This is a genomic window from Xanthobacter variabilis (assembly GCF_043831965.2).
Classification (GTDB): domain Bacteria; phylum Pseudomonadota; class Alphaproteobacteria; order Rhizobiales; family Xanthobacteraceae; genus Xanthobacter.
In genome coordinates, this window is the sequence record NZ_CM195533.1 from 2754073 (window position 1) to 2773436 (window position 19364).

Here is a 19364-nt window from a genome sequence, read left to right on the forward strand (position 1 = left end):
AGTTGCGATGGGCCGCCGGGCGGTTTATCCGAAGCAGAGGCGGATCGACCCCACGAGGAGGCCCATGGCGAGCGATAATCCCACGGCTGGCGGTTCATCCCGCCGCTCCCGCACTCCGCCAACCCTCGACCTGAAGGCTGAGGAAGTGCGCGCCGATACCCCTTCTGAAGCTGTCGCGGAAACGCCGGCCAGCGGCGAATCGGTCGCCGCCGAGGCTGTGCCCGCAGGCGTGGAGCCGGCGGCCAAGGAGCCCTCCGGCGACACGGCCTCTGTCGCAGACGCGGCGCCTGCCGAAGTGTCTGCCGACAACGTGAAGGCGGAAGCGCCGGAAGGCGACGACGCCCCGCAGGCGAAGCCCGACGCATCGGAAAGCGCGGATAAGCCGGCGGCGCAGGAACCCCAGCCGCAACCCGAAGCGCCGCGTCGCGGCGGCGCCGGCACGGTGTTCGCCGCTCTGGTGCTCGGCGCCCTGGCGGGCGGAGCCGCCGGCGGCGGGGTGTTCTATTATCTCATGCAGAATGCGCCGCGGCCTGCGGCCGTGGATCTCTCTCCGCTCACCGCCCGCATCGCGGCCCTGGAGGCCCGTCCGGCGGCTGATCCCGAGGCGCTCGCCAGCCTGCGGCAGACCCTGAGCCGGGCGGATGCGCGCTTCACGGCGCTCGATTCGGCCTTGGCCGCGGTGAAGGCGGCGCCTGCGTCGTCCTCCGCCGTTGCAACCCCGGCGCCGAACGTGGATGCGCTGAAGGCGGCTCTCGGCAAGACCGAGGCGGCGGTGGCCGACGTCTCCGGCCGGGTGACGGCGCTGAAGGCGAGTCAGGACAATCTGAAGACGGCGCAGGATACCCTGCAGTCGGCGGTGGCCGCGGCAACTTCGACCGCCCAGCAGGCGCAAGGCCAAGCCCAGGGCCTGGCGCCGCGCCTCGAGGGCATCAACACCCGCATCGACACGGTGCGCAAGGAGGCGGCCGACGCCGCTAATGCCGCCGCGTCGGTGAATCGCGGGGCGGCATCGGTGCTGGTGCTCGGCACGCTGAAGCAGTCGGTGGATGCGGGACGCCCGTTCACGCAGGAGCTGGAGGCCGCGCGCGCTTTGCTCGGTCCCCGTGCCGCGCCGCTGGAGCCCTTCGCCAGCATGGCGCAGACGGGTTTCCCGCCGCTGCCGCAGCTCGCGGATCAGCTGCTCGCGGCCGGAAATGCCGCCATCGACGGGCTCACCCCGGCGCCGGAGGCCCCGGCGGCCGATGCGTCGCTGGTGACGCGCTTCCTCGCCAGCGCCCAGAGCCTGGTGAAGGTGCGCCCGGCCGATGGCATCGATCCCGACAGCCTGCGAGGGCTGCTCAACCGGGCGGTTGCCGCCGTGCGGATGGGCGACATCGAATCTGCCCTCGCAACGCTGAAGCAGCTGCCCCAGCCGGCCCAGCAGAAGCTGGCGCCGGTCGTGGCCGAGCTCGACGCCCGCCGGCGCGCGGCTGAAGCCGCGGCCACCCTCTATCAGCAGGCGCTTGCCGCCATTTCGGGGAAAGCGCCGTGATCCGTCTCGTCAGTTTCCTCGTCCTGCTCGCCGCGCTGGCCTTCGGCGCATCCTGGATCGCTGACCGGCCGGGGGAGATCTCCGTCGTCTGGCAGGGCTGGCGGGTGGACACCACTGTGCCGGTCGCGCTCGCCGTCATCGCGGTGGTCACCGGCGTGATGCTGGCCTTGTGGCGGCTCATTGCCTTCCTCATTGCTTCGCCCAAGCTGGTGGCCGCTCTGTCCCGCCGCCGACGGCGCGAGCAGGGGCTGCGCGCGGTGAGCCGGGGCCTCCTGGCCATCGGCTCCGGCGATGCCGCGGGGGCCCGCAAGGCCCGGGCGGATGCCGCGCGCCTGCTGCCACATGAGCCGCTCACCCACCTTCTGACCGCGCAGGCGGCGCAGTTCGACAACAATCCTGAGGTGGCCATTGCCGCCTTCAAGGCCATGGCCGGCCGCGCGGAAACGCGCCTTCTTGGCCTGCGCGGCCTGCACATGGAGGCGCGCAAGAGCGGCGACAAGGCGGCTGCGGCGGCCATCGCCGCCGAGGCGGTGGCCGATGCGCCGACCCTGGCCTGGGCCGCCGACGCGGTCATTGAGGCCCATTGCGCGGCCGGCGATTTCCGCGCCGCGCGTACGGTGCTCGAACGGCAGATGGCGCAAAAGGGCATCGACAAGGCCCAATATCGTCGCCGCCGCGCCGTGCTGCTCACGGCCGAGGCGTTGATGCTGGAGCATTCCGACCCGCTGGTGGCGCGCGAGCTGGCGCAGGAGGCGGTGCGCCTTGCCCCCACGCTGGTGCCGGCTGCGGCCTGTGCCGGCCGCCTCATCGGTGCCGCCGGGGAGCTGAAGAAGGCGGCGAAGATCGTCGAGACCGCCTATGCGGCCAATCCCCATCCGGAGCTGGCCGAGGTGGAGGCGCATCTGCGCCCGGGTGATGCGGCCCTCGACCGGCTGCGCCGCGTGCGGGTTCTGGCCGGCAAGGCGCCGCACCATGTGGAAAGCGCCATCGCCATTGCCCGCGCGGCGCTCGACGCCCATGAGTATGACGAGGCCCGCCGGACCCTGGAACCGCTGCTGGAGCAGCCGAGCCAGCGGGTATGCCTGTTGATGGCGGAGCTGGAAGCTGCGGAAAAGGGCGACGTGGGCAAGGCCCGCGAGTGGACCGCCCGGGCGGTGCATGCCGCGCGCGATCCGGCCTGGATCGCCGACGGCGTCATCTCCGACCACTGGGAGCCCATCTCGCCCGTCAGCGGCCGGCTCGACGCGTTCGTGTGGGCGGTGCCGCCCGGCGTCTCGGCCACTCCCATCCTGGAGCATGGCGCCGAGCGTGTGATGGCGGCCATTGCCGCCGTGCGTGCCAATGAGCAGGCCAAGGCCCTGGCGGAGGCCGAGGCCCGCGCGGTGGCTGACGAAGCAATCGCCAGCACGCACCACACCGCACCTTCGGAGCCGGCGCCCGCCGAGACGGTGGAGAGTGTGCCCGAACCCGGGCCGGTCGAGGCCGTGGCGCACGCGGATGCCGCCCCCGAGTCGACGCCGCAGCCGGCCCGCGCGGCGGACCCGATCGTTGCCATGCCGCCGCTGCCGGATGATCCCGGCCCCAATGGCGAAGAGCCGGAGCCGTCGCCCAAGCGGCGCTTCTTCGGGATCTGAGACGCTTGCAGCGCCCCGGCGATCATCCTCGCCGGGGCGTTTTTTGTGAGAGGGCGTCCCTCAGAAGGCGGTGAGGGCGACCGCGTGGTGCTCCACCTGGGGTGGGGAGGCCATGTGCGGGCCCGCCAGGCGGCGCCACTCCTGGAATTCGGGGGCATTGCGGAAGTGCACCATATGGTCTTCCACACTGTCCCAGGTCACCACCAGGAAATAGCGGTTCGGCGTTTCCACGGAACGCTCGAGCTTCAGGCCGCGGCACCCGCGCGAACGCTGGAAGAAGGGGGCGGCTTCCTTTACCGCCGCCTCGAAGGCTTCGGCGGCGCCGTCCTTCACCTCAATGGTTGCGACCTCATAGACCATGCTGTGATCCTTGCTTGGCGCGGCGGGGGCGCCGCGGGACCTTCTTATACCATCGGCCGGGCGGGTCGACCGCCGTCGCGGGCAGGCTGGGGGCGCCTGGGGCGGGCGGCGCCGGCGCGGAGCGGCTTGCAATGCGGCGGCGGAAGCGGCACACCGGTGCCGTTCTTCCCATCGAGATTTTCGAGCGCGCCCATGGCCCATTGGCTTTACAAATCCGAACCCTTCAAATGGTCCTGGGACATGCAGGTGCAGGCCGGCGCCAAGGGCACCCACTGGGACGGGGTGCGCAACCACCTCGCCAAGCAGCAGCTTCTGGCCATGAAGCTGGGCGACACCGGCTTCTTCTACCATTCCAACGAGGGTAAGGAGATCGTCGGCATCGTCGAGGTCATCAAGGAGGCCTATCCGGACCCTTCCGACCCCACGGGCAAGTTCGTGATGGTGGATCTGAAGGCCGTGAAGCCACTGGCCAAGCCCATCAGCCTTGCCACCATCAAGGCGGATCCGCGCTTCCAGGAGATGGCGCTCATCAAGTATTCGCGCCTGTCGGTGCAGCCGGTGACCGACGAGGAGTGGGAGATTCTCTGCGCCATGGGTGGGGTGTGAGCCGCCCCATCAGCGACCCCGTCGCCTTCATCCGCGCCGAAACCCGCTTGCGCCCCACGGCCCTGGTGCCGGAGGTGAGCCTGCATGTGGCCGACGAGGCCGTGCCCATCTGGCATCGCACGGAGGAGGAACTGGGCGAAATGGGGCTGCCGCCGCCGTTCTGGGCCTTCGCCTGGGCGGGCGGGCAGGCGCTTGCGCGGCACGTGCTCGACCATCCGGAGCTTGTGGCCGGCCAGGATGTGCTCGATTTCGCCTCCGGCTCCGGTCTGGTGGGCATCGCGGCCATGAAGGCGGGTGCGCGGCGCGTGACCTGTGCCGACATCGATTCGTTCGCGCTCTCCGCCATCGCCCTCAATGGCAACGCCAACGGGGTGGCGCTTCAGCCCGTGGGTGAGGATCTCATCGGGCGCGATCTGGGCTGGGGCACGGTGCTGGCCGGCGACATCTGCTACGAGAAGGACTTGGCGGGGCGGGTCTATGAATGGCTGCTCGCCCTCTCGCGGCGGGGCGCCCGGGTGCTTATCGGCGATCCGGGCCGAACCTATCTGCCGAAGGACCGGCTGGAGCAGCTGGCCGAATACCATGTGCCCGTGACGCGTGAGCTGGAGGACATGGAGATCAAGCGCACCTGCGTCTGGCGGCCGCGCGCGCAGGATTGAGGCGCGGGGCCGCGGGGTTCGACTCTTTGGGGGATTTTGAGCCCGCTCTCTGGAGTGGGCCCTGCCGGCAGGGGGCTTCAAGCCCGGCGGGCCACCAGGGCGCTGCCGGCCACCACCAGCCAGCCGGCGATCATGAGGCTGCCGCCAAAGGGCGCGCTGCCGCCCAGCAGCTTTGCATCCAGCAGCGCGCGGGAAGATAGATCGCCACAAAACAGCAGCGCCCCGACAACAAGCACCGACGCCCCGGCGCGCAACGGCACCGCGCCGCGCGCAAGCTGAAGCGACAGCGCCAGGATGCCGCCGATGGCTGCGGCATGGAGAATCAGAAAATACGCCGCCGTTTCCAGCATGGCGCCGCCAGCGACGTGGGCGGAAACGGCCGCCGCCGCGACCCCGCACGCCCCCATGAGCCCGGCCAGGAACAGCAGGGTCCGCGTCCAGATATCCATTACGAATGCTCCTCCACACTGCTGTCGTTATAGGGGTGTACCGCCATCGCGAACATTGGCCCCGAGGACGCAGCATCGGCGAGTCCAGGGGGCAGGCGCGGTCTGCGCTTCCGCATCCACTGGTTGCGGGTATCGGGCTGCGTTCGCCTGTCCGGCGCGCATGGCTGAAGGACGGGATATGCACCCAAAGTTGGGCTTCCGGGTGCCTTGTGGAGTGGATGCGAGGTCAGCATAATCCACCGCCAATAAAGGCGAACCCAAATCGCCCAAAACAAAAGATTGCAAGCCGTCCCGTCCCTGTTCGCGGTGACGCGCCGGCGGCGGAAATGATCAAGGTTGCGGGTTCCAAGGCCCGCTGAGGGAGGCAAAAGCCATGTCCGACAAAGTCTATGATGTGCCGACCATCTGGGCCCAGAAAGCCTATGTGGACGATGCCCGATACAAGACCATGTATGCCGCCTCCATCGAGGACCCCGAGACCTTCTGGGGCGAGCACGGCAAGCGCATCGACTGGTTCCAGCCCTATACCAAGGTGAAGAACACCTCGTTCGATCCCGGCCACGTCTCCATCAAGTGGTACGAAGACGGCGTCACCAATGTCGCCTACAACTGCGTGGACCGGCACCTGGACTCGCGCGGCGACCAGCCCGCCATCATCTGGGAGGGCGACAGCCCCGACGAGTCGAAGGTCATCACCTACCGCGAACTCTCCAGCGAGGTGAACAAGCTCGCCAATGTGCTGCGCAATCGCGGCGTGGAGAAGGGTGATCGCGTCACCATCTATCTGCCGATGATCCCGGAGGCGGCCTATGCCATGCTCGCCTGCGCGCGGCTCGGCGCCATCCACTCCATCGTGTTCGGCGGCTTCTCTCCGGATAGCCTGGCCGGCCGCGTCTCCGATTGCGGCTCCAAGGTCATCATCACCGCCGACGAAGGTCTGCGCGGCGGCCGCAAGGTTCCGCTGAAGGCCAATGTGGATGCGGCCATCAACCTGATCGACAATTCAGATGTCGAGCACGTGATCGTGGTGCGCCGCACCGGTGGCAAGGTGGATATGAACCCGGGCCGCGACGTCTATTATGACGACGCCACCGCCATGGTGACGGACGAGTGCCCGGCCGCCCATGTGGGCGCGGAAGATCCGCTGTTCATCCTCTACACCTCCGGTTCCACCGGCAAGCCGAAGGGCGTGCTGCACACCACCGGCGGCTATCTCGTCTATGCGTCGATGACGCATCAGTACATCTTCGACTATCACGACGGTGATGTTTACTGGTGCACGGCTGACGTGGGCTGGGTGACGGGTCACTCTTACATCGTCTATGGCCCGCTCGCGAACGGCGCCACCACCCTGATGTTCGAGGGCGTGCCTAACTACCCGAACACGTCCCGCTTCTGGGAAGTGATCGACAAGCACAAGGTCACCATCTTCTACACGGCGCCGACCGCCATCCGCTCGCTGATGCAGGGCGGCGAGGAGCCGGTGAAGAAGACCTCGCGCGCGTCGCTCCGCCTGCTCGGCTCGGTGGGCGAGCCCATCAATCCCGAGGCGTGGGAATGGTATCACCGCGTGGTGGGCGATGAGCGCTGCCCCATCGTCGACACCTGGTGGCAGACCGAGACCGGCGGCATTCTCATCACCCCGCTGCCCGGCGCCACCAAGCTGAAGCCCGGCTCGGCCACGCGCCCGTTCTTCGGCGTGCTGCCCGAGGTGGTGGATGCCGAAGGCCGCGTGCTGACCGGCGCCTGCGAGGGCAATCTGGTGATCGCCGACAGCTGGCCGGGGCAGATGCGCACGGTCTATGGCGACCATGAGCGCTTCGAGCAGACCTACTTCTCTACCTATCCCGGCAAGTACTTCACCGGCGACGGCTGCCGCCGTGATGAGGACGGCTATTACTGGATCACCGGCCGCGTGGACGACGTGATCAACGTGTCCGGCCACCGCATGGGCACGGCGGAGGTGGAAAGCGCCCTCGTCGCCCATCCCAAGGTGTCCGAGGCGGCCGTCGTGGGCTTCCCGCACGACATCAAGGGCCAGGGCATCTACGCCTATGTGACGCTCATGGACGGCGAGGAGCCGACCGAGGAGCTGCGCAAGGAGCTGGTGGCCTGGGTGCGCCGCGAGATCGGCCCCATCGCTTCGCCCGACCTGATCCAGTTCGCACCGGGCCTGCCCAAGACCCGCTCGGGCAAGATCATGCGCCGCATCCTGCGCAAGATCGCGGAAGACCAGTTCGAGAGCCTGGGCGACACCTCCACCCTCGCCGATCCGACGGTGGTGGAAGACCTCATCAGCAACCGCCAGAACAAGCGTGACGCGGCGGCCTGAGGCCGTTTCGTCCGCAGCGCGGCCATCACGAGCCGGCGTCCTTCGGGGCGCCGGCTTTTTTCATGGGGCGATGGCGGGGGAGACACGGTGGGCGCCGCGTCGCCGGCCCGGCGGGGGAGGGGCGTGGGCTTCGCTGTTTGGAATGGCGAGGGGCGCTCTTGCCAGGGTGCGGCACGTGATGGTCGGTCCGCGGAAGCGGAGACGCAGCAGGTCGAAGTGCCGCCTCATCTGTGTGTGACGGCGCCCGTGCGTGAGATGCGCTTTGCTGAGGCGCAAAAAGAAGTGGGCGGATCGGGTATTCGCCGATCCGCCCAAGTGAAGCGGTTCCTCAAATCAAAGCGGTTACTCGAAACTGTATAAGACGATCGAAGCTGTGTTCCCGACGGGCCGGCATCTTCCCGCGCGTGCGCGGGGGCGAAGCCGGAGCGTCAATGGCGGCTGCTGGCGATGGTGTATTCGCCGGAGCGAACGCGCTCGGCGAGTCGCTCCACGAATTCGGCGCAGGCCTCCTCACCATAGGTGGCGACGAGGTTTCGCAGCGCCGTGAACAGCGCGGCCTGCACCAGGCAGTCCTCCTCCAGGCCGTCGCGGACAGCTTCCACCCAGGCGTCGTTCAGATAGGTCAAAGCCACATGGCGATCATCCGCTGCCATGTCCGCAATGTCGGGAAGGTCGATGGCTGGGTTCGGCAGTGTGGACACGTCTTGGCCTCCAGCCGCCCATCGGCGGCGACAGGAGATCAGTACCACGACAGGCCGTCGGCGGAAGTCCAATTCTAACCAAAAGGTTAACGCGTCCGCGGCGCGTTCATCAATTGCCGCCGTAGCGCACCACGATCTCATGGGCGAGGTGGGAAGCCTCTTCCAGCTGGCGGGCCACGGCCGTGCGCGCCGCCGGCGTGCAGGTGCGGTAAACCTCGGCGAAGCTTGAATAGCCGCGGTTGAAGGATGAGATCATCTTGCCCTTCCGGGCGTCCGAGGGCTGCTCGGTTTCGATGAGCGCGGCCATCTCGTCGCGCCAGCGCTGGGCCTCGCCGTTGGCCCCGCACAGGGGGCGCAGATAGTGCAGCCCGCCGAGAATTTCCGCCAGCTTCAGAAGGTCGTCGTCATAGGGGGGCGCCGCGCCTTCGGCCGAGGGGGCGGCCGCAAGCGGACCGGCCACGCCGACTAGGCCAACGGCCACGGCGGGCGGCAAAGCGAGGGACACCAGAAGGCTGGACACGATAAGGCTGCGGCTGCGCATGGCTCGTCCACGGGTTCGCCCTGTCGTGCGATCTTCCGCGGCGCGGGTCAAGGGGCGGGGCGCGGGGCTCACTCCTTCAGGCGGTCGAAGGTGCTCGCCATTTCCTCGCGGCTCACTGCGTCGAGGGCTACGGCCGCGAAGGGGTCGCCGCCATTGGCGAACTCTGCCTCGGTCTCGGGCCGCGCCAAAGCGATTTTCAGCGCCGCGACCAGATCGTACAGGCCCCAGGCGAAGCCGGAATCGCGCATGGCGGACTGTAGGGCGTTCTGCACCAGCCCGCGCACGGTGCGGTGGGGCTCGGAAACCGGCACATTGTCCAACCCGCCCTGAAGAGCGGAGACGCAGGCTTCCTCATTGAACGAGGCATGGCCGCGGCAGGCCATGGGCCGCACCGGGTAGATGACGCAGATGCCTTCGGCGAGGAACGGGCATTCGCGCACCAGCGCCATGGGCCGCACATTGCCGGAGGGCTCCACAAAGTCGGCTGCGCCGTAAAGCCGGCCGATCAGGTCGATGCCCACATTCCTGAAGCCGGCGGCCATGGAGCGCACATAGCGCGCCACCATCAGCACCTCGGGCGCGGTGGCGGCCACGAGGATCTGGCAGCATGTGCCGCAGCCCTTGCGGCAGGCGAGGGGCGGCAACTCGCGCGTCTGCTCCTGCACATTGCGCTCGAAGCTTGTGAAGGCCTGCATCCAGACCCGATCGAGCAAATCGGGCTTGGCGCGGTAGCTTGTGAGCGTATTGAGAAAGCCCTGGTGCTGCGCCTTGAAGAAGGCAACGGGACCTTCGGCTTCAGCGGCCTGTGCCGCGCTCTGAGCAATGGACACCGCGCCTCTCCTGAAAATCAAAAAAATAAAGCCGGAAAAACATGACCGGGCAGCAGACTGCCGCCTGTGGCAGCGCACTTTGATCTGGAACAAAATTATTCCCGCGCATGCATAGCGGCCAATTCGGGGAAACTGCGTAGGCGGCAAAGGCCGGGGTTGGATCGCGCCGCGCGGCCGGCCGGCGGAGGCCTTTGCATACCGTGCTGTGAGCGGAGCGGGCCGCAACGCGTCGCGGTGCCTTGTGGGCTCCTCACACCGGTGCTATGCGGCGCGGATGACCGCGAGCGCCCAGAAGAACATCCGCAATTTTTCCATCGTCGCCCATATCGACCATGGAAAGTCGACCCTTGCCGACCGGCTGATCCAGATCACCGGCGGGCTGACCGAGCGCGAGATGACCGACCAGGTGCTCGACAACATGGATATCGAGCGCGAGCGCGGCATCACCATCAAGGCGCAGACCGTGCGCCTGTCCTATAAGGCCCATGATGGCGAGACCTATGTCCTGAACCTCATCGACACCCCCGGGCACGTGGACTTTGCCTATGAGGTGAACCGGTCGTTGGCGGCCGTCGAGGGCTCGCTGCTGGTGGTGGACGCCTCCCAGGGCGTGGAGGCGCAGACGCTCGCCAACGTCTATCAGGCCATCGACAACAATCACGAGATCGTGCCGGTTCTCAACAAGGTGGACCTGCCTGCCGCCGAGCCGGAAAAGGTGAAGGCGCAGATCGAGGACGTGATCGGCCTCGACGCCTCCAACGCCATCGGCATTTCGGCCAAGACCGGCTTGAACGTGGACCAGGTTCTGGAAGCCATCGTCACCCGCCTGCCGCCCCCCATGGGCGACCGCGAGGCGCCGCTGAAGGCGCTGTTGGTGGATAGCTGGTACGACACCTATCTGGGCGTCGTCGTGCTGGTGCGCATCGTCGACGGGGTGCTGAAGAAGGGCCAGCGCATCAAGATGATGGGCTCGGGCGCGGCCTACGACGTGGACCGCGTGGGCGTGTTCACCCCCAAGATGGTGGCCATGGCCGAGCTTGGCCCGGGCGAGATCGGCTTTCTCACCGGCTCCATCAAGGAAGTGGCCGACACCCGCGTGGGCGACACCATCACCGAGGAAAAGCGCCCCTGCGCCGAGGCCCTGCCGGGCTTCAAGCCGGCCCAGCCGGTGGTGTTCTGCGGCCTGTTCCCGGTGGATGCGGCCGATTTCGACGACCTGCGCGCCGCCATGGGCAAGCTGCGCCTCAACGATGCCAGCTTCTCCTTCGAAATGGAGACCTCGGCGGCCCTGGGCTTCGGCTTCCGTTGCGGCTTCCTGGGCCTTCTGCACCTGGAGATCATCCAGGAGCGGCTGGAGCGTGAGTTCAACCTCGATCTCATCGCCACCGCCCCGTCGGTCATCTACGAAATCGAGATGACGGATGGCTCGGTGATCGACCTGCACAATCCGGCCGACATGCCGGATGTGGTGAAGATCAAGGAGATCCGCGAGCCGTGGATTCGCGCGACCATCCTCACCCCTGACGAGTATCTCGGCGCGGTGCTGAAGCTGTGCCAGGACCGGCGCGGCAACCAGATCGAGCTCACTTATGTGGGCGCGCGCGCCATGGTCACCTATGACCTGCCGCTGAACGAGGTGGTGTTCGACTTCTACGATCGGTTGAAGTCCATCTCCAAGGGCTATGCCTCGTTCGACTATCAGATTACCGAATATCGCCCCGGCGATCTGGTGAAGATGTCGATCCTGGTGAATGCCGAGCCGGTGGACGCGCTCTCCATGCTGGTGCATCGCACCCGGGCCGAAGCGCGCGGGCGGGTGATGTGTGAGAAGCTGAAGGATCTCATTCCGCAGCATCTGTTCCAGATCCCGATCCAGGCGGCCATCGGCGCCAAGATCATCGCCCGCGAAACCATCCGCGCCCTGCGCAAGGACGTGACCGCCAAGTGCTATGGCGGCGACATCACGCGAAAGCGCAAGCTTCTGGAGAAGCAGAAGGAGGGCAAGAAGAAGATGCGCCAGTTCGGCAAGGTGGAGATTCCGCAGGAAGCCTTCATCGCCGCGCTGAAGATGGACGAGTAGCGACCTGCCACACGCATGGCGTGAGGGTGCGAATCATCGCATCCTCGACCTGCTAGGTCTGCGAGGGCAGCACCCGGGAGAAACTGCCATGGCGAAGTTCGAGGTCTTCAAGGACAAAGCGGGCGAGTTCCGCTTCCGGTTTCGGGCTTCCAATGGGGAGATCATGTTCTCCTCGGAAGGCTATAAGGCGAAGGCTTCGGCCTTGAGCGCCATTGAGTCCATCAAGAAGAATGCCCCCGCCGCTCCGGTGGAGGACGAGACCAAGAGCACTGGCGCGTGAAGCGCATGCTGCCGCCTGCGCCTTCGGCCGGTGGCAGAGGGGCGGCGCGAAAGCCATTAGTGTTCGGGCTGAATGGCTGATCTGAGCCTGACGGAATCTGGCGTCTTCGACGTGGCGGATATGGCTCGGTTCTGGAAAACACTGCAGCTCAAGGCGCTTGAGCGACATTCAAGAGAAAAGGTGCGGCAACTGGCGCGCCTCCTCGCCTACTTGCCAGGCGGGGAGGGGCGATGCTCTGCGTTGACGCCCCCGGCTCTTCCGACGCGGCCCTTGCACGCGCGCCCCTTTGAAGCGATGCCCCGTCGCGCGCCTCGTCATCCACTCCCATCGTTCCCGCCCCCTCGCCGGCAAGAGGGGATGGTGCCAAGCTGCGAGAAGCGGGCCGGTGGTGGAACGCGGATGGCGGGCCGGGCCGTTCCCTTCGCCCAATGGCGATTGGTCTCCGGCAGTAGCAGCGTCTTTACATGGCTGGAGTTGCGCCGGTGCGCTGTCCTTCACCCCCACCAGGGATCGTCCTGAAGAGGGGGCGATCGCCTTCGGGCGAGGGCGCCGGCTCGCGCAAAGAAAATGCGTGAAGTCGCAGATCTGGGGCAACTCCGCGATTCCGTAAAACCGGGAAACGCCCCAGGAAAACCGGGAAACGCCCCAGGAAAACCAGGAAACGCCGCAGGAAAACCAGAAGACGCTGCAGGCCTGTGAGCTGCCTTTCGGCCGGGCTCGCTACGCAGCCGGTCAGTGGGGTGGGGCCTGGCGGCGCCCACCCGGGATCGTCACGAGCAGCGCACGTAGACCATGGTGCCGTAGCGCTTGGCCACTTCCGTGTCCACCCAGCGCAGCACCAGCACGTTACCGTCGAAGCGCATCACCTGGCGGTCGGCCTGGGCGCCGGCGGGTTCGTCGGGCGGACCGATGAAGATCGGGCCATTGGCCACCTGCTTCGACACCACCTCGGTGAGCTTGTTGTCGTCCGCCAGATACATCATGACGCCGCCGCTGGTGCCTGCGGTGATGACGTAAGGGTTCGAGCACTGGGCCTTGGCCTGGGTCTCGGTGCGGCCGGCATCATCGGGGCGATGATAGGCGGCAAGGCCCCAGCGGCCCACCAGCCGGTCCGGCGGGATGGGGCTGAAATATTGCGGCTTGGCGGGCGGCGGCGGCTCGGTCGGCGTGGTGCTGCAGGCGGCGAGCGTGAGCGCCAGCGCGGTGGCGGCCACTCCGGCCAGGCCCAGGCGACCCCGGCCGACGCGACCCTGCTTCCCGAGGCGCGCGTTCGATCGTGCAAGCAAAATGTTCATGGGGTATTCCAAGGCCTCCGCCGTCTCAACTCCGGTCCTTGCCATTGCCCACGCGGGTTCAGGCCGGCGCGCCGACCATAACGGCTCATCCCTGCGGCGTCGATAACGCTTCGTTCAAGAGTTCGCTGCCGGGGGTGAACCGCCTCGCTGGACTTCGGAAAATCACTCTAAGGGCTGGCGGTTACCGGTTCGTATCCCACCTTTTGGTCGTGAAGTTCACGCCGCGTGCCTTGACGGCGCGCACCGGCGCACTTATCTCCGCCGCGAGCTTGGCACTCCTCTTTTGAGAGTGCCAGCGATGCCGGCAGCGGCGCATGCCGCGCCAAATTCCATGTTCCGAGAGGAATAGACCCATGTCCTTCCGTCCCCTGCACGACCGCGTGGTGGTCAAGCGCATTGAAGCCGAGCAGAAGACCGCCGGCGGCATCATCATCCCCGACACCGCCAAGGAAAAGCCCCAGGAGGGCGAGGTTGTGGCCGTGGGTCCCGGTGCCCGCGACGAGGCCGGCAAGCTCGTTGCCCTCGATGTGAAGGCCGGCGATCGCGTGCTGTTCGGCAAGTGGTCCGGCACCGAGGTGAAGATCGACGGCCAGGATCTTCTCATCATGAAGGAGAGCGACATTCTCGGCGTGATCGGCTGATCGCGAGAGAGTGCCTGAGCCTTTTTCCGCACGTTTCATAAGGAGGCCGTGATGGCTGCCAAAGAAGTCAAGTTTTCTGCCGACGCGCGCGAGAAGCTGCTGCGCGGCGTGGATATCCTCGCCAATGCCGTGAAGGTCACGCTGGGTCCCAAGGGCCGCAACGTCGTCATCGAGAAGTCCTTCGGCGCGCCGCGCATCACCAAGGACGGCGTGTCCGTCGCCAAGGAAATCGAGCTTGAGGACAAGTTCGAGAACCTGGGCGCCCAGCTCGTTCGCGAAGTCGCTTCCAAGACCAACGACCTGGCCGGTGACGGCACCACCACCGCGACCGTTCTGGCCCAGGCGATCGTGAAGGAAGGCGCCAAGGCGGTTGCCGCCGGCATGAACCCGATGGACCTGAAGCGCGGCATTGATCTCGCCTGCGCCGCGGCCATCAAGGACATCCAGGCCCGCGCCAAGAAGGTCTCCTCCTCCGCCGAGGTGGCCCAGGTCGGCACCATTTCCGCGAACGGCGACAGCTCCATCGGCGAGATGATCGCCGGCGCCATGCAGAAGGTCGGCAACGAGGGTGTCATCACCGTCGAGGAAGCCAAGACTGCTGAGACCGAGCTCGACGTGGTCGAGGGCATGCAGTTCGACCGCGGCTATCTCTCTCCGTACTTCATCACCAATGCGGAGAAGATGATCGCCGACCTGGAAGAGCCCTACATTCTCATCTTCGAGAAGAAGCTCTCCGGCCTCCAGCCGATCCTCCCGGTCCTCGAGGCCGTGGTGCAGTCCGGCCGTCCGCTGGTGATCGTCGCCGAGGACGTGGAAGGCGAGGCCCTGGCCACCCTGGTGGTCAACAAGCTGCGCGGTGGCCTGAAGGTCGCGGCCGTGAAGGCTCCCGGCTTCGGTGATCGTCGCAAGGCGATGCTCGAGGATATCGCGATCCTCACCGGTGGCACCGTCATCTCCGAGGATCTCGGCATCAAGCTCGAGAACGTGACCCTGGCTCAGCTCGGCCGCGCCAAGAAGGTCATCCTCGAGAAGGAAAAGACCACCATCGTGGACGGCGTCGGCGAGAAGGCCGACATCGAGGCGCGCGTTGCCCAGATCAAGGCGCAGATCGAGGCCACCACCTCCGACTACGACCGTGAGAAGCTCCAGGAGCGTCTCGCCAAGCTCGCCGGCGGCGTGGCCGTGATCCGCGTGGGCGGCTCCACCGAGGTGGAAGTCAAGGAGAAGAAGGACCGCGTTGACGACGCGCTGAACGCCACCCGCGCCGCGGTGGAAGAAGGCATCGTCCCCGGCGGCGGCGTGGCCCTGCTGCGCGCCAAGAAGGCGGTGGAGGCTCTCACCTCCGACAACGCCGACATCAAGGCGGGCATCAAGATCGTGCTGCGCGCCCTTGAGGCTCCCATCCGCCAGATCGCCGAGAATTCCGGCGTGGAAGGCTCCATCGTGGTGGGCAAGGTGCTCGAGGCGTCCGACGCCAACTTCGGCTTCAACGCCCAGACCGAGGAATATGTGGACCTCGTCGCCGCTGGCGTCGTGGACCCGGCCAAGGTCGTGCGCACCGCTCTGCAGGACGCGGGCTCTGTGGCCGGCCTGCTGGTGACCACCGAGGCGCTCGTGGCCGAGCTGCCGAAGAAGGACGCGGCCATGCCCGCCATGCCCGGCGGCGGCATGGGCGGCATGGGCGGCATGGATTTCTGAGGAAATCCATCCGACCAAACGTCGTAAGTGCCCCAACCGGCTAGGTCGGTTGGGGTGGCGGCATGGATCCTCGATCCGGCCCCATCGGTCTGAGAAAAGGGAAGGGCGCGGCTTCGGTCGCGCCCTTTTCTTTTGTCTGGGGGGCATCTTGCGGGGATCGGGCACGATGCGACTGCTGGCGTTCGGAGAGCGGCGCTGTCGGCGGGCGGAGGCGTGTCCGGACCTCGTGAGAACTGCTGCGCGCGATGGACGTGGATAAAGCCAGTGGGATAAACCGTCGCGCTGTTTCCGCTACGGGCTGAAGGGGGGGCGTGTGGCGGACGCCCAGTGGATGTGGCGACGCCTGCTGCCCTCTCGCCCAGGCGCCCCCATGCGGTGCCTTCCTCTCCACAAGCAGGAGAAGGCTGCGGCGAGCAAGTCGTCGGGAATCGGGGACGGAGTCGAGGCGAGTGGCAACGGCTCCAAGGGCCGCGAAGCCAGACGCATTCCAGGACGCGCTGCCAGCTGCACAACGCTATGCCAATCGTCTGCGGCGCCGCCGGGACTGTCCCCCTCTCTCGCCCGCAACTCCAGCGGGCTCGGCTCTGCCTCCCCTTCGCTGGGCATTAAGGTCGCGAGGGCTCCAGGTCCGGCCCACGGTGGCGTGGCCGTTCGCGCCTTGCCGGGCCGCCGTGGGCCGTGCTTCAGGCTGGCGGCTGATACGCTGATGCCGAGCGGGCGTTCAGATGCGCGTCAAGGAACGCGTCGCCGGGCGGAAGTTGGTCCGATGCACGGGCAACGCCGACCCCAAAGCCGCGAGGCCCTAGCCGCCAGCCCGCGCTGCCCCCAGCGGAAAGGCGGAACATATTGCGTGGTGGCCGTGCGTCCGACAGAGGAGGGGAAGCGGAGGAGCGGCCGGAGCCGCCCGGCGGTCGCGTTCATTCGTTTCGGTGCCCCGTCAGCTCTGTGCGCGCCCTCTCACGTCCCGCAGAAGGTCTGGTAGTCCTTCATTTCTGGCGGCAGCTCGGCATAGGCCTCGAAGCGGGGTTGTTCCTCGAAGGGGTGCTGGATCACGCCCAGCAGTTCCTCGAACGGGCCGTAATCGCCCTGCTCGGCGGCGGCCTCCAGGGCCCATTCCACCTGGTGGTTTCGGGGAATGAATTTGGGGTTCACCCGGTCCATCTCGGCGCGGATGGCGACGCCTTCGCGGCCGGTCTCGGCGAGGCGGGCGCGCCAGCGCTCGGCCCAGGCGTCGAAGGCGGCGCGGTCCAGGAACAGGTCGCGCACGGGCGAAAGGCCCTCCGCGCTCTCGGCGGCGGCGCCCAGGCGTCGGAAGGTGAGGGTGAAGTCCGCCTTTTGCGCCTGCATCACCTGGAGCAGCTCCAGGGCCAGTGCCACATCCTGCGCCGTCCCGTCGGGAAGGCCGATCTTGGCGCGCAGGCCCGCATGGTAGGCGGCCTCGAACCGCTGGGGGAAGGTGCCGAGCAGGGTGTTGGCCACTTCCACGGCCGGCTCGCGCTCGGCATGAAGAAGGGGGATCAGCGTCTCGGCGAGGCGCGCGAGGTTCCAGTGGGCGATCTGCGGCTGGTTCTTGTAGGCGTAGCGGCCCATGTAGTCGATGGACGAGAACACCGTGGAGGGGTGGTAGGCGTCCATGAAGGCGCACGGCCCATAGTCGATGGTTTCGCCGGCAATGGACATGTTGTCCGTGTTCATCACGCCATGGATGAAGCCGATGAGCTGCCAGCGCGCGACCAGCGCCGCCTGGCGGTCCATCACCGCCTCGAGCAGGGCGGCATAGGGCTGGTCGGCGCCGGCCAGCTCCGGATAGTGGCGGGCGATGGTGTAGTTTGCGAGGGCGCGCAGGCCTTCGAGATCCTGGCGGGCGGCGAAGAACTGGAAGGTGCCGATGCGGATATGGCTTGCCGCGACCCGCACCAGCACGCCGCCGGGCAGCGCCCGCTCGCGCCAGACCGGGTCGCCAGTGGTGACGGCGGCCAGCGTGCGGGTGGTGGGTACGCCCATGGCGGCCATGGCCTCGCTCACCAGATATTCGCGCAGCACCGGCCCGATGGCGGCGCGCCCGTCGCCCCGGCGGGAAAAGAAGGTGGGGCCGGACCCCTTGAGCTGAATGTCCCGCCGCCGGCCCTGCCGGTCGATCACCTCACCCAGGAGAATGGCCCGCCCGTCGCCCAGCTGCGGCACGAACTGTCCGAACTGGTGGCCGGCATAGGCCAGGGCGATGGGCAGAGCCCCCTCGGGCACGCGCACGCCGGCGAACACTTCCACCGCCTCGGGCGTGGAGAGGGCGGCGGGGTCAAGCCCCAGCTCCTCCGCCAGCGCGGTGTTCAGTTTCACAAGGCGGGGGGCGGAAACGGGGGTCGGCTGGGCGGGGGCGAAAAAGCTTTCGGGCAGCCGGGCATAGGAATTGTCGAAGGGAATAGAAAGCGTCGTGGCCATGGCAATGCAATCTCCCCCGGGAAAAATGGGGCAGCCCCGGGAATGGAAAGTCAGGGTGATCGCTTCCGTTCCTGAAGTCCAGACACCGCGAATTCCGCTATCGCCTCAGCGCGGGATGCGGCGCAGGCCCACTGCGCCCCCATCGGCGTCGAAAAGATAATCGAAGCCGTTCAGCAGGCGCACGGAGGTGTTGAGGAAGGCCGCGCGGCCGGGCCGTGGCACGAGCACCACCTCATCCGGCGCGAGCGGGTCGGCGCGATCACCGACGACGAAGCTGTAGCGCGGCTCGCCTTTCCCCGGAGCGGGCAGGATGTCGACGCGCACGCCATCTGCGAGCAAGAGCCGCCCATCCGGCGCCAGGAGGCCGGAAAACTGGGCTTCCGGAACGGTGAGAAAGCTGCGCGTGACGCCGGTATCCACCAGCAGGCTGCCGCAGGCGGCGGGGGCGCGATGATTCAGGGCGAAGCAGGCGGCGGGGGCCTGCCACTCTCCGGCGATGGGGGAGGCCGCGAGGGCCATGCGGGCGAAGGCGTCCCCATCCCGTTCGCCCAGGCCCACCTGCACCTGCGACCGGCTGAGAATGTAGCCCCGGCCGAGCGCGCCGCGCGTGCCAGGCGCATGCTGCGTCGGGTCAGCCATGCCGGGCAGGTTGAGGAAGGGGTTCTTGTCCGGCGTACCGCCCGCCTGTCCGTCCTTCTCCCGCGCGAAGCCCACGCCCAGCATGGCGATGCCGCGCGGGGCGTCATTGGGCTGGCAGTTGCGGGCCGAGCGCAGGCACGCGATGCGGGTGACGGCCAGCACCGGGAGCGGCCGGGTGGTGAGCGCGCCGCCGTTCGCCCCCGAAAGGGTCACCGGAGTGCGCACATAGCGGCCGATCATGATGCGGCCGGAGCTGGAATAGGTGAGGCGCCCCTCTCCCAGGTCCGGCAGAGCGGCGAGATTGGGAATTGAGCTGGCGCTGATAACGATGCCGGTGGAGCCGGTGTCCAGGACCGCCGGGCGCGCGGGACCACCGATGGCGATGCCAAGCCTCGGCGGATGCCTCAACGGCTCGCCATCCCGCGGGGCGTTCAGAAAGCGCAGCACGACCGGCCGCGCCGGAGCGGGGGAGGCGGAATCGGCCATCGCACTCATCCCGGTGCCGCCGCCGAGCGCCAGCAGCAGGGCAGCAAGGCAAGGAAGTCGCGTCGCGGCCCGCGGGCGCATGAAGCGCATGGATGTCCTCGCTCCTCGTCGATTGCGGTCATTTTGGCGGTTCCAGTGCAGATTCGCTTGGCGGCGGCCCGTG

Annotated in this window: 17 protein-coding genes; 9 read left to right on the top strand and 8 right to left on the bottom strand. The window is 67.6% G+C overall.

What is annotated here, in order from left to right:
* Positions 1–64: 64 nt before the first annotated feature.
* Both V5F26_RS11860 and V5F26_RS11865 read left to right on the top strand, forming a co-directional pair.
* Positions 65–1531: a hypothetical protein gene (locus tag V5F26_RS11860; RefSeq protein ID WP_394946014.1), complete on the top strand. Its 1467-nt coding sequence runs from the start codon at positions 65–67 to the stop codon at positions 1529–1531.
* Positions 1528–3165, top strand: a complete 1638-nt coding sequence (locus V5F26_RS11865) for a heme biosynthesis protein HemY (RefSeq protein WP_394946015.1) — start codon at positions 1528–1530, stop codon at positions 3163–3165. Before V5F26_RS11860 ends, V5F26_RS11865 begins: the two co-directional genes overlap by 4 nt.
* Before the next feature lie 60 nt (positions 3166–3225).
* On the opposite strand, the gene V5F26_RS11870 is transcribed toward V5F26_RS11865, so the two are convergent.
* A complete protein-coding gene (locus V5F26_RS11870; RefSeq protein ID WP_234049935.1) occupies positions 3226–3525 on the bottom strand; it encodes an antibiotic biosynthesis monooxygenase family protein in 300 nt (99 codons plus the stop codon).
* A 192-nt stretch (positions 3526–3717) separates the two neighbouring features.
* Between V5F26_RS11870 and V5F26_RS11875 the strand changes: the two genes are divergently transcribed.
* The gene (locus V5F26_RS11875) at positions 3718–4131 is read left to right on the top strand and encodes an EVE domain-containing protein (RefSeq protein ID WP_234049936.1); all 414 of its coding nucleotides are present in this window, start codon (positions 3718–3720) and stop codon (positions 4129–4131) included.
* Positions 4128–4790 carry a class I SAM-dependent methyltransferase gene (locus tag V5F26_RS11880; RefSeq protein ID WP_394946016.1) on the top strand — a complete coding sequence of 221 codons (663 nt, stop codon included), beginning with the start codon at positions 4128–4130 and terminating at the stop codon, positions 4788–4790. Before V5F26_RS11875 ends, V5F26_RS11880 begins: the two co-directional genes overlap by 4 nt.
* 77 nt (positions 4791–4867) lie before the next feature.
* On the opposite strand, the gene V5F26_RS11885 is transcribed toward V5F26_RS11880, so the two are convergent.
* Entirely contained in the window at positions 4868–5239 is a 372-nt protein-coding gene (locus tag V5F26_RS11885) for a DUF423 domain-containing protein (RefSeq protein ID WP_394057838.1), read from the bottom strand.
* Positions 5240–5612: 373 nt separating this feature from the next.
* On the opposite strand from V5F26_RS11885, the gene acs reads away from it, so the two are divergent.
* Positions 5613–7571, top strand: a complete 1959-nt coding sequence (gene acs, locus V5F26_RS11890) for an acetate--CoA ligase (RefSeq protein ID WP_394946017.1) — start codon at positions 5613–5615, stop codon at positions 7569–7571.
* Between the two features lie 428 nt (positions 7572–7999).
* Here acs and V5F26_RS11895 read toward each other — a convergent pair whose 3' ends face one another.
* From V5F26_RS11895 to V5F26_RS11905, 3 genes are all read right to left on the bottom strand, one after another.
* The gene (locus V5F26_RS11895; protein WP_234049940.1) at positions 8000–8272 is read right to left on the bottom strand and encodes a hypothetical protein; all 273 of its coding nucleotides are present in this window, start codon (positions 8270–8272) and stop codon (positions 8000–8002) included.
* Between the two features lie 109 nt (positions 8273–8381).
* Positions 8382–8813 (bottom strand): TIGR02301 family protein, encoded by a 432-nt coding sequence (locus V5F26_RS11900; RefSeq protein ID WP_394946018.1) that lies wholly within the window; start codon positions 8811–8813, stop codon positions 8382–8384.
* 68 nt (positions 8814–8881) lie between these two features.
* Complete coding sequence (locus V5F26_RS11905) at positions 8882–9643, bottom strand: YkgJ family cysteine cluster protein (RefSeq protein WP_394057842.1); 762 nt, start codon at positions 9641–9643, stop codon at positions 8882–8884.
* Between the two features lie 274 nt (positions 9644–9917).
* Between V5F26_RS11905 and lepA the strand changes: the two genes are divergently transcribed.
* Both lepA and V5F26_RS11915 read left to right on the top strand, forming a co-directional pair.
* Positions 9918–11723 (top strand): translation elongation factor 4, encoded by a 1806-nt coding sequence (gene lepA, locus V5F26_RS11910; protein WP_394057843.1) that lies wholly within the window; start codon positions 9918–9920, stop codon positions 11721–11723.
* Between the two features lie 88 nt (positions 11724–11811).
* Complete coding sequence (locus V5F26_RS11915) at positions 11812–12003, top strand: YegP family protein (RefSeq protein ID WP_394057844.1); 192 nt, start codon at positions 11812–11814, stop codon at positions 12001–12003.
* Positions 12004–12773: 770 nt separating this feature from the next.
* Here the strand turns inward: V5F26_RS11915 and V5F26_RS11920 are convergent.
* A complete protein-coding gene (locus V5F26_RS11920) occupies positions 12774–13298 on the bottom strand; it encodes a hypothetical protein (protein ID WP_234049946.1) in 525 nt (174 codons plus the stop codon).
* 353 nt (positions 13299–13651) lie between these two features.
* Between V5F26_RS11920 and groES the strand changes: the two genes are divergently transcribed.
* Positions 13652–13939, top strand: a complete 288-nt coding sequence (gene groES / locus V5F26_RS11925) for a co-chaperone GroES (protein ID WP_234049947.1) — start codon at positions 13652–13654, stop codon at positions 13937–13939.
* Positions 13940–13990: 51 nt separating this feature from the next.
* On the top strand, positions 13991–15637 hold the full coding sequence (gene groL, locus V5F26_RS11930) for a chaperonin GroEL (protein WP_394946020.1): 1647 nt from the start codon (positions 13991–13993) through the stop codon (positions 15635–15637).
* Positions 15638–16594: 957 nt separating this feature from the next.
* Here groL and V5F26_RS11935 read toward each other — a convergent pair.
* Together V5F26_RS11935 and V5F26_RS11940 are read right to left on the bottom strand one after the other, a co-directional pair.
* Positions 16595–18076, bottom strand: a complete 1482-nt coding sequence (locus V5F26_RS11935) for a protein adenylyltransferase SelO (RefSeq protein WP_394946021.1) — start codon at positions 18074–18076, stop codon at positions 16595–16597.
* A 105-nt stretch (positions 18077–18181) separates the two neighbouring features.
* Entirely contained in the window at positions 18182–19201 is a 1020-nt protein-coding gene (locus tag V5F26_RS11940; protein ID WP_394946022.1) for a hypothetical protein, read from the bottom strand.
* Between the last annotated feature and the right edge of the window lie 163 nt (positions 19202–19364).

Excerpts from the sequence above, each read along its gene's own strand:
- V5F26_RS11920 (WP_234049946.1), bottom strand. The coding sequence starts at position 13,298 with ATGAACATTTTGCTTGCACGATCGAACGCGCGCCTCGGGAAGCAGGGT.
- V5F26_RS11900 (WP_394946018.1), bottom strand. The coding sequence starts at position 8,813 with ATGCGCAGCCGCAGCCTTATCGTGTCCAGCCTTCTGGTGTCCCTCGCT.
- lepA (WP_394057843.1), top strand. The coding sequence starts at position 9,918 with ATGACCGCGAGCGCCCAGAAGAACATCCGCAATTTTTCCATCGTCGCC.
- groL (WP_394946020.1), top strand. The coding sequence starts at position 13,991 with ATGGCTGCCAAAGAAGTCAAGTTTTCTGCCGACGCGCGCGAGAAGCTG.
- acs (WP_394946017.1), top strand. The coding sequence starts at position 5,613 with ATGTCCGACAAAGTCTATGATGTGCCGACCATCTGGGCCCAGAAAGCC.
- V5F26_RS11935 (WP_394946021.1), bottom strand. The coding sequence starts at position 18,076 with ATGGCCACGACGCTTTCTATTCCCTTCGACAATTCCTATGCCCGGCTG.
- V5F26_RS11940 (WP_394946022.1), bottom strand. The coding sequence starts at position 19,201 with ATGGCCGATTCCGCCTCCCCCGCTCCGGCGCGGCCGGTCGTGCTGCGC.
- V5F26_RS11915 (WP_394057844.1), top strand. The coding sequence starts at position 11,812 with ATGGCGAAGTTCGAGGTCTTCAAGGACAAAGCGGGCGAGTTCCGCTTC.
- V5F26_RS11885 (WP_394057838.1), bottom strand. The coding sequence starts at position 5,239 with ATGGATATCTGGACGCGGACCCTGCTGTTCCTGGCCGGGCTCATGGGG.
- V5F26_RS11860 (WP_394946014.1), top strand. The coding sequence starts at position 65 with ATGGCGAGCGATAATCCCACGGCTGGCGGTTCATCCCGCCGCTCCCGC.
- V5F26_RS11875 (WP_234049936.1), top strand. The coding sequence starts at position 3,718 with ATGGCCCATTGGCTTTACAAATCCGAACCCTTCAAATGGTCCTGGGAC.
- groES (WP_234049947.1), top strand. The coding sequence starts at position 13,652 with ATGTCCTTCCGTCCCCTGCACGACCGCGTGGTGGTCAAGCGCATTGAA.
- V5F26_RS11870 (WP_234049935.1), bottom strand. The coding sequence starts at position 3,525 with ATGGTCTATGAGGTCGCAACCATTGAGGTGAAGGACGGCGCCGCCGAA.